At 66.7% G+C, this 12,659-nt stretch carries 11 protein-coding genes; 3 read left to right on the top strand and 8 right to left on the bottom strand.

Annotated features, from left to right (window positions below; translation table 11 throughout):
* Positions 1-168: 168 nt before the first annotated feature.
* Positions 169-1,656 carry a sodium/proline symporter PutP gene (putP, locus tag HT136_RS13865; RefSeq protein ID WP_214200391.1) on the top strand — a complete coding sequence of 496 codons (1,488 nt, stop codon included), beginning with the start codon at positions 169-171 and terminating at the stop codon, positions 1,654-1,656.
* 88 nt (positions 1,657-1,744) lie between these two features.
* Here putP and HT136_RS13870 read toward each other — a convergent pair whose 3' ends face one another.
* The 7 genes from HT136_RS13870 to HT136_RS13900 all read right to left on the bottom strand — a co-directional run bounded on the left by HT136_RS13870 (position 1,745) and on the right by HT136_RS13900 (position 9,202).
* On the bottom strand, positions 1,745-2,755 hold the full coding sequence (locus HT136_RS13870) for a type II secretion system F family protein (protein WP_214200392.1): 1,011 nt from the start codon (positions 2,753-2,755) through the stop codon (positions 1,745-1,747).
* 16 nt (positions 2,756-2,771) lie between these two features.
* A complete protein-coding gene (locus HT136_RS13875; protein WP_214200393.1) occupies positions 2,772-3,743 on the bottom strand; it encodes a type II secretion system F family protein in 972 nt (323 codons plus the stop codon).
* Between the two features lie 54 nt (positions 3,744-3,797).
* Positions 3,798-5,081, bottom strand: coding sequence for a P-loop NTPase family protein (locus tag HT136_RS13880; protein ID WP_214200394.1), 1,284 nt, complete (start codon positions 5,079-5,081; stop codon positions 3,798-3,800).
* Between the two features lie 3 nt (positions 5,082-5,084).
* Entirely contained in the window at positions 5,085-5,762 is a 678-nt protein-coding gene (locus tag HT136_RS13885; protein WP_214200395.1) for a CpaD family pilus assembly protein, read from the bottom strand.
* Positions 5,763-5,776: 14 nt separating this feature from the next.
* A complete protein-coding gene (locus HT136_RS13890; RefSeq protein WP_214200396.1) occupies positions 5,777-7,330 on the bottom strand; it encodes a type II and III secretion system protein family protein in 1,554 nt (517 codons plus the stop codon).
* Positions 7,331-7,395: 65 nt separating this feature from the next.
* Entirely contained in the window at positions 7,396-8,421 is a 1,026-nt protein-coding gene (cpaB, locus tag HT136_RS13895; protein ID WP_214200397.1) for a Flp pilus assembly protein CpaB, read from the bottom strand.
* Between the two features lie 79 nt (positions 8,422-8,500).
* On the bottom strand, positions 8,501-9,202 hold the full coding sequence (locus HT136_RS13900) for an A24 family peptidase (protein ID WP_214200398.1): 702 nt from the start codon (positions 9,200-9,202) through the stop codon (positions 8,501-8,503).
* An 83-nt stretch (positions 9,203-9,285) separates the two neighbouring features.
* Here HT136_RS13900 and HT136_RS13905 point away from each other — a divergent pair, with 83 nt between their 5' ends.
* On the top strand, positions 9,286-10,266 hold the full coding sequence (locus HT136_RS13905) for an alpha/beta fold hydrolase (protein WP_214200399.1): 981 nt from the start codon (positions 9,286-9,288) through the stop codon (positions 10,264-10,266).
* 6 nt (positions 10,267-10,272) lie between these two features.
* A complete protein-coding gene (locus tag HT136_RS13910) occupies positions 10,273-11,358 on the top strand; it encodes an NAD(P)/FAD-dependent oxidoreductase (RefSeq protein ID WP_214200400.1) in 1,086 nt (361 codons plus the stop codon).
* Between the two features lie 6 nt (positions 11,359-11,364).
* Here HT136_RS13910 and HT136_RS13915 read toward each other — a convergent pair whose 3' ends face one another.
* On the bottom strand, positions 11,365-12,486 hold the full coding sequence (locus HT136_RS13915; RefSeq protein ID WP_246543702.1) for an FUSC family protein: 1,122 nt from the start codon (positions 12,484-12,486) through the stop codon (positions 11,365-11,367).
* Positions 12,487-12,659: the final 173 nt, after the last annotated feature.

Consider the following 12,659-nt stretch of genomic DNA (forward strand, 5'->3'; position numbering starts at 1 on the left):
AAATGAGCTGCGTGGACGAAACGTGCCAGGCTTGCGGCCTAACGATATGTCGCCCTGGCAAACGATTGGGCAAGCATCGTTGAGTCGTGCAGCCCGATCGTGTCAATTTCTGGCTTTCTGCCTCGCAAACCTTGGGTTTTGTTCCTTGTCTTGTTACGTCCCCTGCCCATGCAGACAGGAACATTCATATCGCTAACGCTCTATTTCGTGCTGATGCTCGGCATCGGCCTTTACGCCTGGAAGAAGTCGACCGAGACTTCCGAGGGCTATCTCCTCGGGGGGCGTGATCTTCACCCGGCGGTCGCCGCGCTTTCGGCGGGGGCCTCGGACATGTCGGGCTGGCTGCTCATGGGCCTGCCCGGAGCGCTTTACGCTTCGGGTCTCGTCGAGGCCTGGATCGGCATCGGCCTCTTCTTCGGTGCGCTCGTCAACTGGATGGTCGTCGCCCCGCGCCTGCGTGAACAGACCGTCTCTTACGGCAACGCGCTGACGATCCCCGAATTCCTGGCGAACCGCTTCCCCGACAAGGCCGTGCTGCTGCGGCTCGTCTCGGCGGTGATCATCGTGGTGTTCTTTACGATCTACACCGCGGCCGGGCTCGTGGGCGGGGGCAAGCTCTTCGTGACGAGCTTTGCGGGCGTGTTCGGCAACGTGGGCATGAGCGACTACATGTTCGGCATCTGGCTGACGGCGGGCGTCGTGCTCGCCTATACCATGGTGGGCGGCTTCCTCGCGGTCTCGCTGACGGACTTCGTGCAAGGTTGCATCATGGTCATCGCGCTGGTGCTGATGCCGGTGGTGGTGCTGTGGGGCGACCAGGGCGGCGGCTTCTCGCAGATGAATGAAACGCTGACCGCGATCGATCCCAACTTCTTCAGCCTGACCCATGGGCTGACTTTCGTCGGCTGGCTTTCGGCGGTGGCCTGGGGCCTTGGCTACTTCGGACAGCCGCACATCATCGTGCGCTTCATGGCGGTGCGCAGCGTCAAGGACGTGGCGGTCGCGCGCAACATCGGCATGGCCTGGATGTTCGTCTCGCTGATCGGTGCGCTGGGCGTGGGACTTGCGGGCCGCGCCTACATGCAGAGGAACGGATTGCCGCTGGAAGATCCCGAGACGATCTTCGTCGTCCTCGCGCACTTGCTCTTCCACCCGCTGATCACCGGTTTCCTGCTCGCCGCGCTGCTGGCCGCGATCATGAGCACCATTTCCTCGCAGCTCTTGGTCTCTTCGAGCTCGCTGGCCGAGGACTTCTACCGCCTCTTCCTGCGCAAGAACGCTTCCGAGCGCGAGATCGTGAACGTGGGCCGCGTGGCGGTGCTGCTGGTGTCGCTGGCCGCGATCGCGATTGCCAGCGACCCCAATTCCGAAGTGCTCCAGCTCGTTTCCAACGCCTGGGCGGGCTTTGGCGCCGCGTTCGGGCCGATGATCTTCCTTGCGCTGACCTGGCGCGGAATGTCGGGAGCCGGTGCGGTCTCGGGCCTCATCGTCGGTGCGCTGGTGGTGATCGTGTGGATCGTGCTGGAATGGAACGCCAGCTTCCTGGGCGGTCCGGGCGTCTATGAAATCATCCCCGGTTTCCTCGCCTCGACGCTCGCGATCGTGGTGGTGAGCAAGCTGACCTCGAGCAAGGAGGCCGCGGCCGCGATGGCCTGACGCCTTAGGTTCGCAGCTCATGCAAAAAGGGGCGCTCCCACCTTCGCGGGTGGGAGCGCCCCTTTTTTCGTGCCGGTTTTCGTAACGCTCAGTGGCTGCCCGGGCCTCCGCCCGAGAAGGCGTCTGCGATCGAACAGGCGGCCGGTCCCAGGATGACCACGAAGAGCGTGGGCAGGATGAACAGGATCAGCGGCACGGTCATGATCGCGGGGAGGCGCGCGGCCTTTTCCTCGGCGCGCATCATGCGCTCGTTGCGGAACTCGGCCGAGAGCACGCGCAGCGCCGAGGCCAGCGGGGTGCCGTAGCGCTCGGTCTGGATCATCGTCGTCACCACGCCCTTGACCGCATCGAGATTGACGCGCCAGGCGAGGTTCTCGAAGGCCTGGCGACGTTCGGTGAGGAATGAGAGCTCGATCGAGGTGAGCGAGAACTCGTCGCCCAGTTCCGGGTAGGCGCGGCCCAGTTCGCGCGAGACGCGGTCGAAGGCGGCATCGACGGTGAGACCCGCCTCGGCGCAGATCACCAGCAGGTCGAGCGCGTCGGGCAGACCCTTGCGGATCGCGGCGGTGCGCTTGGTGGCGATGTTCTGGATGAACAGGTCGGGCCCCTTGTAGCCCGCGAGCAGCAGTACCGCGAAGCCCATGAAGCGCTTGAAGCTGCCCCATTCGGGGAAGTAGTTGACCCAGTAGATGACGATCGCGGCGGTCCCGCCCAGCAGGATCGGCAGGACGAGGCGCCCGAACACGACCGCGACGGCCCACTGCTTGTCGCGGATGCCGGCCTGCGCGAGCTTCTGCTGGATTTCCTTTAGCTGGCTGCCCTGGAGCACTTTGAGCGCGCCCAGGATCTGGCCCATCTTGTCGGTGGCCTCGTTGCGCTTGACGAGGCTCTGGCGCTTGCGCGCGCCGGTGGTGATGCCCGCCTTGAGCGCCTCGCGGCGCGCGTTGAGCGCCTTGACGCGCTTGACCATGGGATCGCGCACGGTGAGCGCGGTGTAGATGGCGTAGAGGGTGGCCATCGTCGCGATCATCGCCAGGAACGTGCCGACGAGGATGACGTCGAAGCCCAGGATGGTGGGGCCTGCGGGTTGCTCGAGCATTATGCCTGTCCCTCGCTCAGATCTCGAAACTGACCATCTTGGCCATGATGAAGGCACCGATGCCCATCCACACCGCGCCGCCCATGCCCGCGACCATCAGGCGTTCGTCCTGGAAGAATTCGCCGATGTACTTCGGGTTGATCCACCAGATCAGTCCGAAGACGATGAAGGGCAGGGCGCCCACGATATAGGCCGAGGCCTTGGATTCCGAGCTCATCGCCCGGATCTTGAGCTTCATCTGCGCGCGCTTGCGCAGCACGTCGGCAAGGTTCGCGAGCGTTTCGGCAAGGTTGCCGCCCGTCTCGCGCTGGATCGCGAGCGTGATGCAGAAGAAGTTGAATTCCGAGATCGACATGCGGTCGGCGGTTTCCTGGAGCGCGTCCTCCATGGTCTTGCCGATCTTGATGCGTTCGGTGATGAGCTTGAACTCCTCGCCCACGGGCCCCGGAACTTCCTTGGCCACCACCGTCAGCGTCTCGGTCACCGGCAGACCCGAGCGAAGGCCGCGCACGAGCAGCTCGATCGCATCGGGGAATTTCGCGGTGAAGTTGTTGGTGCGCTTGTTGATGAGGTAGTTGAGCGCGGCGTGGGGGATGCCGGCACCGGCGAAGACGCCGAGCGTGAGGGCCAGCAGTGGCGCGCCGGACTTCAGGAACAGGACGATCGTCAGGAAGGCGGCGATGCCGAGCGAGCCATAGAAGTACTGCGCGAGCGTCCACGAGGTGCCCGAGCGCATCAGCCGCAGTTCAAGCGCCTCGATGCGTGAGCCCGACCCGGCGAGACGCCGCACCTTGGGCTTGCGCGCGGCGACGGCCTTGCGCATCTGCGCCTCGACCCGGTCGGTCGTGCTCTGCGAGTGGCGGAAGCGCAGGGCCTTGAGGCGGCGCGCGCTCTCCTTCGTGGGCGAAGGGCCGGAAAAGGCGAGATAGAGCAGCATCAAGGTGGCCATGAGGCCGCCCGCGAACAGGATGAGCTGAAAGGAATTCATCGCCTTTGCGTACCTTGTGTCAATTCGATCCCACGCGCCAGAGCCCCGCGGCGCTTACTGCGCGTCGGCCCCGGCCTTCTTGGCGCCCATGCCCGACATGAACGACTTGAGGTCGAGCTTGTCGAGCAGCGAGGCCTTCTTCCCGTCGGAACCTTCGCCACCCTCGTCGCGCGTGTCGAGCACCAGGTTGGAAAGCTCGCGCAGCGCAATCCCGGCCTTGCTGGCGCGGTTGGCGTCGACGAAGGTCTGTCCCAGCTTCGCGGCGAGCGCGGCGGCCTTGGCGTCGTAGGGGATCGAAAGCGCGATGCGCGCCTCGATCGAAGCCTCGAAGTCGGACTTGCTGATCTCGCTGATCGCGGACTGGACCTTGTTGGCAACGACGATCACGCGCGAGTGGGGCGCGTTTGCCTTGAGCCAGGACAGGATGCGGATCGAATCGCGCGCCGAGGCGAGCGTGTACTCGGTGACGAGCACGACCACGTTCACGTCGGCGACGAGCTGCGGGAAATTGATCAGCATGTTGCGCGGCATGTCGATCACGGTCGTGTCGAAGGCCTCGCGGAATTCTTCCTCGAGCTGCATGAAAGCCGCGCCGTCGGTCATCAGCGGGCTGCTGATGGGCGCCTCGGCGGAGAGGATCGCGAGGTTGTCGTTGGCGCGGATCATGGCGCGTTCGATGAACAGGCCGTCGATGCGGCTGGGGTTCTCGATCGCGTCGGTGAGGCCGCGGCCCGGCTCGAGATCGAGGCAGAGCGCCCCCGTGCCGAAGTGGATGTCGAGGTCGAGCAGAGCGGTCGGCAGCTTGGCATCGGCGCTGAACAGCCAGGCCAGCGAAGTGGCGATGGTGGAGGCGCCGACGCCCCCGCGCGTGCCGATCACGGCGGTCGAGACGTGCTGGCTCGCCGCGTTGGGATCGCTGCTCTTGGGCGAGGCATAGACCATCTGCGCCTGGGCCAGAGAATCGCGCACCTGGGCGGGCGAGAGCGGCTTGAGAAGGTAGTCGTGGATGCCGCTGGCGATGAGGTCGCGGTAGAGGCGCACGTCGTTGACCTGGCCCACCGAGATCACGATCGTGCCCGGCTCGCAGACTTCGGCGAGCGCGTTGATATCGCTCAGCGGGTCGCCGCTCTCGGAGAGGTCGACCATCAGGATGTTGGGCGAGGCGGTGATCGAGAGCGACTGGATCGCGTTCCTGAGGCCACCCTTGTTGCACTTCTCGGGCTGCCAGCCCATTTCCATCACGATCGGCCGGATCACGTCGAGCGAGGCCTCGTCGCACAAGTAGGCGGCGAACTGGTCGCGGCCGTTTCCGGCACCGGTCTTCCAGGGAGCGTTCATCGATCAGTTATCCTTGGAGCTGGTGTCGGCGACGGTGTTGCCCTTGCCGGTGGTTTCGGCCTTGCGGTAGGCCTCGATGGCCTTCGACGAGGTCATGATCTGGGTGTCGCCCGAGCCTTGCGAGCCCGAGACGAGGTCCTCGGGATTGGCGACCATGGCGGCGAGGTTGGAATTCACCGCGCAACCATAGTTGCTCGAGAGGCCGTTGTTCGGGTTGAAGTCCGATTCGCTCTTCCAGTTCGGGCAGCCGGGCACCGAAGCGCGCATGCGCGCCACGATCACGCGGATGGTGCCGGGCTCGACGTAGCCGCTGGTCACCGGGGCGCCGTCGGCGAGCAGGATGCCGCGCTTGCCGGTGGCCTCGGCAACGGCCGCGCGGGCGGCGCCGTTGTTGACCGGGTCATCGACATAGACCTTGTCGCCGTACTTGAGGTTCATCGCGTCGAGCCAGCCGACGAGGCGCTGGTCTTCGCCATAGGCGAGCCCTTGGGCGCTCGCCGAGAGGTCGAGGGTGTAGTTGACCTGCTCGACCACCGGCTGGTGCTCGGAATACATTGAGCGGTTGGTCGCGATCCCGCCGCAACCGGCGAGGCCGGGCGCGAGGGCGAGGGCTAGGACGAGGCCTGCGGCGCGGGCGAGGCCAACGGCGCGGGCGCCGTGCGAAGGAGAGGTGAAGCGCATGGGGTGCATCTCGCTCACTTGAGGTTGAAGCCGGGCTTGATGTCGCTGTCGGACGAAGCGGTGCGGGGCGTCTGGGCGCCGGTGGCCGGGAGCGTGGCCCCCGATGCGTCGCCCACGCTCGGCACCGTGGCCGTATCGGGCGAGCGCGTGGGGCCCGGGCGCCTTTGCCCGTCGACACCGTCGCTTTGCTGGTTGCCGAGGATGCGCTGCAATTCGTTGGGCGAATTGAAGCCATCGGTCGGCAGGACGATCTGGGAGGCGTCGACCGGCTTGACCAGGTAGGGGGTGATCACGATGACCAGTTCGGTCTCGCCGCGTTTGTAGCTGGTCGAGCGGAACAGCGAGCCCAGGATCGGCAGGTCGCCCGCACCGGGCATCTTCTGGATCGAGTTCGAGGTGTTGTTCTGGAGCAGGCCGGCGATCATGAAGCTCTGGCCTGAGCCCAGCTCGACGGTGGTCTCGGTGCGCCGCGTAGTCAGCGCGGGCACTTCGAAGCCGTTGAGCGTCACCGAACCCTCGCTCGAAAGCTCGGAAACTTCCGGCCGCACGCGCAGCGAGATGCGGCCATTGGCAAGCACCGTGGGTGTGTAGCTGAGGCTGACGCCGTACTGCTTGTACTGGATGGTGACGTTGTTGCCCGAGGAGCTGCCCTGGCTGATCGGGATCGGGTATTCGCCGCCGGCGAGGAACTCGGCCGTCTCGCCCGAGAGCGCGGTGAGATTGGGCTGCGCGAGGCTGGTGACGAGGCCGACCGTCTCGCCAGCGTCGAGCGCACCCAGGATGTCGACGCCGAGAAGCTTGCCGGCCATGCCCAGCGTCGTGCCCGAGGTCGAGGCCGCCACGTCGGTTTGCCCGGTGGTCGCGGTCACGCCGACGCCGAGCGGTCCGCCCGGAGTGAACATCGAGTTGACCGCCGAACCCTGGCCGATGCCGAACTTGAAGCCGCTGGTGCTGTCCGAAGTTGCCAGGTTGACCCCCAGCGTCTTGACCAGCGAGCGGCTGACTTCGGCGATGCGCACCTGCAGGTTGACCTGAAGCGGCGTCGCCGTGCGCAACCGGCTGATCACGTTGGCCTTGTCGCCGACGTAGGCCTGCACGAGCCGCTCGGCTTCCGCCGCGTCCTCGGGGGCCTTGATCGTGCCGGTCAGCAGGAAGGTGCTGGTGCCGAGCGGGGAGACCGTGATCTGGGCTTCGGGCATGGCGAGGCGCAGCATGGCATCGACGCTGTCGAAGTTCGATCCGACGCGGATGTTGGCCGACCAGATCACGCGTCCGCCCTTGTCGCTGGCATAGACGGTCGTCGTGCCGCCGGCCTTGCCGAACACGTAGAGCTGGTTGGTCGACTTGACCTGCACGTCGGCGATGTCGTCGTTGGCGACGAAGACGTCGGCCATCATGCCGGGAACGGTGATGAGCTGGCCATTGCCGATCGAGAGCGAGATGTCCTGCGCGGGCCGGGCGGTGGTCTGGGCGCCGGCGGGGCTTGCCATCAGGCCGAGCGTCAGGCCCGCCGAAGGCATGGCGACGCAGGTGGCGTGCAGCAGGGAAGTGAGGAGGCGGCGCGTCATGGCTTGGCCCTTTGCGGTTGCCTGGCGGTGGGTCTGGGTGCGGAGCGGCAGCGAGGTCATGATGGTCACTTCCCGGCGGCCGAAGCCGCTTCCTCGGTGGTGACCTTGCCACGGGTGACGCGCACGACGGGGCCGAGGCGGACGGGGCGGGCGACGGCGGGCGCGCCGGCCACCTGAGGAGCGGCGGTCATGATCGGTGCAGCCGCGGCTCCCTCGTTGCTGGGCGGGCGGGTCGAGCGCTGGAAGCGCGAGACGTCGCCGCCGGTCACGTAGGTCGTGTTGCCTTCGATCGGCCGGGTCATCGCCTGGCGCATGAGCTTCTCTTCCTGCTCCTTGGTCGCGCCTTCGGGGACCTTGATGTCGCCGCTGGCGAGGATGCTTTCGAAATCGCCCTGGTTGTCGGCGATCGAGCGCAGCGAGAGGCTCAGCTCGCCGATTTCCTCGGCCACCGAGATCTTTTCGGCGATGCGCGGGGTGACCTCGAGCGTCACGGTGCGGAAGGCGCGCACCACGGTCTTGCCGTCGTCCACCTCGTTGTCGGTGGTCTGGTCGGTGGCGAGCACGCGCAAATTGCGCAGGATCGTCTCGGTGGTGTTGAGCGCTTCGCCTTCGCCCTTGACCTGCTGGGTGAGCATCATGTCGACCCGGTCGCCCGGGAAGATGAAGCCGCCCACGCCGGTCTTGGCCGAAACCGAGATGGTCACGGCGCGCATGCCCGGCCCGAGCGCAGCGGCGAGGAAGCCGCGGTCACCCGGCGCGACGAGCGAGCCTTGCGTCACCGGCTGGCCGGCAGTGATCGGGAAGCGCACCACGGTGCCCAGGAGCTTGGACATGTCGGCTTCGCCGTCGATGAAGTATACGTCCTTCACCAGTTCCTTGGGCCAGTCCTGAAACGACATCGAGTCGGCGGTCAGGATCGTGCCCACGGGCAGCGCGCGCTGCGCCACGAGGACCTTGGGCCCCTTGGGGGCGACCGCCACGGCTTCGGCCTTGGGAGCCGAGGCTCCGGCAAAAATCGAGCGTGCCGCAAATGCCGTGCCCGCTGCGATGACGAGCGCCATAACCAGCAGCAGCAGCTTCTTTCTATCCATGGCTGTTCAAGCCCCCTGAAAATCCGATCTCGTTGCAAACGCTTCTCGGAGAAATTGGTTAAAATCGGGTCAACCGCGATTATCCCGCGATGTGAGAAACCTGCACTGCGTGGCGCCCCAGGACCCACAGTCCCGCCACGGCGATGGCAACCCCGTAAGGTACCGGAATCCGCGATTTCTGGCGGCGTACGATATGGAGAAAGCCGAGGATGAAGACCGCGAGGACGGCCAGCGCGACGAGACCCATGATCCAGCCTTGAGGAAGTATTGCGCGAATCGATTGCAGGGTGGCGCCGTCAATCAGTGGGCGGCCCGTGGCAAGCGCGAAAAGAACCGCTCCGGCGAGGCCGACCCAACCGATTGCGGCGAACGTGGCCGCCGCGTCCCGCAGCGATTCGCCGGGCTCGCGTTTCATGTTGAGGGCCGCCATCGCCACCGAACCGGCTCCGCCGAGTATCGCCATGAGCACGACGAGCTGGAGAAAGCTCGCCGGGGTGAACCACAGCGCGAGCGCCGTTAAAAGTTTGACATCGCCGCCGCCCATCTGTCCCGCGACGAACAGGGCGCAGGCAATGGCGAAGGTGACGAGCGCGAGGCCGAGCTGAAAACCGATCGCTTCCCAGCCCAGGCCCATGCTCAGCCAGTAGACCGGTGCCGCCAGCGCAATGGCTGCGTTAAGCGTGTTATCTATCTCTCTACGCTTGATGTCCGTGTACGCGGCAATGACCAGGGCAGTTGCCAAGCCCGTCAGCAATGCGTACGAAAAATAACCGGCAGGCATGGTCCGTCCCCCTTACGAACGCCCGGTCTAGCGGCCATCGCTTACCAAAAAGTATCCAGTTCTTCGAGGTTCCCATTAGCCAGATGATTGACGTGCTCGAGACAGCACCGCGCATCCCGCCGCGCCGGGCAATCCCGGCCGACGCCCTCGAGGACCATTGGATCGCGCGCGACGGCCACCCGATCCGGCGCCTCCATATTCCGGCACGCGGGCATGTCTGGGGCCAGCGGGGCTCGATCCTGTTCATGCCGGGCCGTGCGGACTGTTACGAGAAATGGCTCGAGACCCTATCCGACTGGGCCGACGCGGGCTGGTCGGTGACTTCGGCCGATTGGCGCGGGCAGGGCATCAGCGGTCGCCTGGGCGACGATGCGACGACCGGCCACATCGACGATTTCGCGACCTGGATCGCGGACTACACCGCCTTGTGGAGCGACTGGGTACGGTCCACGCCGGGCCCTCACGTCGCGGTTGGCCATTCGATGGGCGGGCACCTCGTGCTGCGTGCGATTGCCGAGGGGCATGTCGTGCCCGATGCGGCGATCCTCTCGGCGCCGATGCTGGGACTGCATCCGACCTCGATCCCGACCCCCGTGCTGCGCGCCACGGCGCGCGCCATCTGCGCGCTGGGCCTGCGCCGCCGGCGCGCCTGGAAGGTAAGCGAGCGGCCCGAGCTGGTGCGCCGGGCACGGCAGAACCTGCTCACGCACGACGCGGACCGCTACGCCGACGAGCAGGACTGGTACGCGCAGCGCCCCGGCCTCAGGATGGGGCCGGCGAGCTGGGGCTGGGTCGCCGCCGCGCTCGATTCGATCCGCCGTCTCGAACATCGCCCGGTGCTTGAAAAGGTTGCGATTCCCGTGCTCCTGCTGGGAACGCCCGACGACGGGCTGGTGTCGTGGCCGGCGATCCGCCAGGCCGCCGCGCGCCTGCCCAATGGCGAGCTGATCGGCTACGCGGAAAACTGCGCACATGAGATCCTGCGCGAATCCGATCCGATCCGTGCACATGCCCTTGCCGAAATCGGGGCTTTCCTGAAGCGGGTCGTCCCGGCTAGGGGCTGATCCCCTATGTCCGAGAATTTCGATATCGTCGTGGTGGGCGCCGGCATGGCCGGGGGCTCGCTTGCGGCCGCGGTCGGCGATCGCGCGCGCGTACTCGTGCTCGAGGCGGAGGATGCCCCCGGCTACCACGCGACCGGCCGATCCGCCGCGTTCTGGGTGGAGAGTTATGGTGGGCCGGGCGTGCAGCCGCTGACCGCGGCCTCCGGTCCGCAGCTCCACGCGCTGGGCGTCCTGGCGGTGCGCCACGGATTGACGCTGGGCAGGCGTGAGCAGGCCGGTGCGGTCACCGCCTTTGCCGAGACTTTCCGGGCGATGGACGTCGAGGTGGAATTGCTCGGACGCGAGGCGATCGCCGCACGCGTGCCGGGCTTGCGCGAGGCGTGGTCCTGCGGCGCGCTCGAGCCGACGACGTGCGACATCGACGTTGCGCGCCTGCACCAGCACTACCTCTCGGCGGCGCGCCAGTCGGGCGCGCAGGTCGCGTGCCGGGCGGGCCTGCGCACGGCGCGGCGCGAGGGCGGGCTGTGGCATCTCGAACTTGCCGACGGGCGGTGCGTCACCTGCACGACGCTGGTCAACGCGGCCGGGGCCTGGGCCGACACGGTCGCTACCCTTGCCGGAGCGCGCCCGCTCGGCATCACGCCGCTGCGGCGCACGATCGCGCAGCTCGTCATGGCCGACGCCGTGCCGGACACGCTTCCGCTCGTTCTCGATGTCGAGGGCACGTTCTACTTCAAGCCGGAAAACGGGCGCATCTGGCTCAGCCCGCACGACGAAACGCCGAGCCAGCCTTGCGACGCCGCGCCCGAGGAGCTGGACATCGCGCTGGCGATCGATCGGTTCCAGAAGGTGGTCGACTGGCGTATCGAGCGGGTCGAGCACCGCTGGGCCGGCTTGCGCTCGTTCGCGCCCGATCGGCTTCCGGTCTACGGCTTCGATGCGGACGTGGAGGGGTTTTTCTGGTGCGCCGGACAGGGCGGATTCGGCATCCAGACGGCGCCTGCGGGCGCGGACCTTGCTGCGCGTCTTCTGCTGGGCGAGCCGGCCGGCGCGGTCGACCCGCAGCCCTACAGTCCGCTGCGCTTCAGCTGATCCGCCTCAGGCGGCGACGCGCGTCGCTTCGGCAGCTTGGCTCGCGGTGCTCTCACGGGCATGCAATTGCTTGGCGATGAAGTGCCAGGCGAGCAGCACGGGCTCGAGCAGGACCATGCCCACGCCGATGCCGAGCAGGCGCTCGAGCGCAATTCCGGGTTCGATCTGGCTGTAGCTGTCGGGCACGAGCGCGGTGATGACCGCGATCGAGAACTGGAGGCCGACGTATTGCGTGGCCGAACCGCCGGTCTCGAGGTGGCGCCCGAGGAACAGCCCGAAGGCGGTGCCCGCAATGACGATCGCGGGATTGCCGTGTGCCAGCAGCAGGACCGCCACCGCGAGGAGGCCACCGGCGACACAGCCGATCGCGCGGTGAAGCAGGCGTCGGCTGACGGGGACGAGGCCGCTGCGGCCAAGTCCTGCGACCGGCACGATCATCACCGCCATGATGGTGATTGCGGCCTGGGTCAGTTCGGGGATCTTGACGAAGTGGTAAATGAGCGGCAGCGCGGCGAGCGCGAGACCGGCCTGCGCCGCGTGGCGTGCGGCCGTGGGGTTCCAGCGCATGCGATCGGGGCGCGGCTTGCGGTTGGCAAGCCAGTCCTTGCCCGAGATGAGAGCCGCGCCCAGGCTCACGATGACGCAGGCGAGCGTGCCCGCGCCGACTTCGACCACGCGGGTGCGCGCCAGCTCGAGAATGGCGAGCGAGGGGTTGGCCATCTTGTCGAGCAGGACGATCTCGAAGGTCAGTCCGAACAGGAACCAGGCATAGGCGCGCCGCCCGGTCAGCATGCCATAGAGGCCGAGCGCACCGACAAGCCCGGCGCTCGCGACCGCCAGCGCAAGCGAGTGGACGGCAAGCGGCGCCACCACAAGGGCAAGCGCGCCGCCCACCAGCGTGCCGGCCATGCGCATCACGCCGCGCAGCAGCGTCTCGAGCGTGTCGCTCTTGAGCAGGATCAGCGCTGAGACCGCAGCCCAGTTGACCATGCGCGCATCGGCGAGCTGGGCGAAGACGATTGCAAGCATGACCGAGAGCACGCAGGCCACTTCGTCGGCCATGCGCGGCCCCGGACGGGCAAGTTCGCGCAATTCGCTTTGCACGTGATTGGAGATCAGCTTCACCATGACCCCAATTATGGTGCGAAAAACGGGATGCCAGAAGCCGGGTCTGGGTGCGTATTGTGCAACTCAGTCCTGCATTTTCGCAAATGCAGCATAATCCTTCGCGTCTGCCGCATTGCGGGGCATGCGGAGGGGCGCCCTTTTCTATGGAAGTCCATGGAAATCGGCTGGAGTGA

The organism is Novosphingobium profundi (genome assembly GCF_018491765.1).
Lineage (GTDB): Bacteria > Pseudomonadota > Alphaproteobacteria > Sphingomonadales > Sphingomonadaceae > Novosphingobium > Novosphingobium profundi.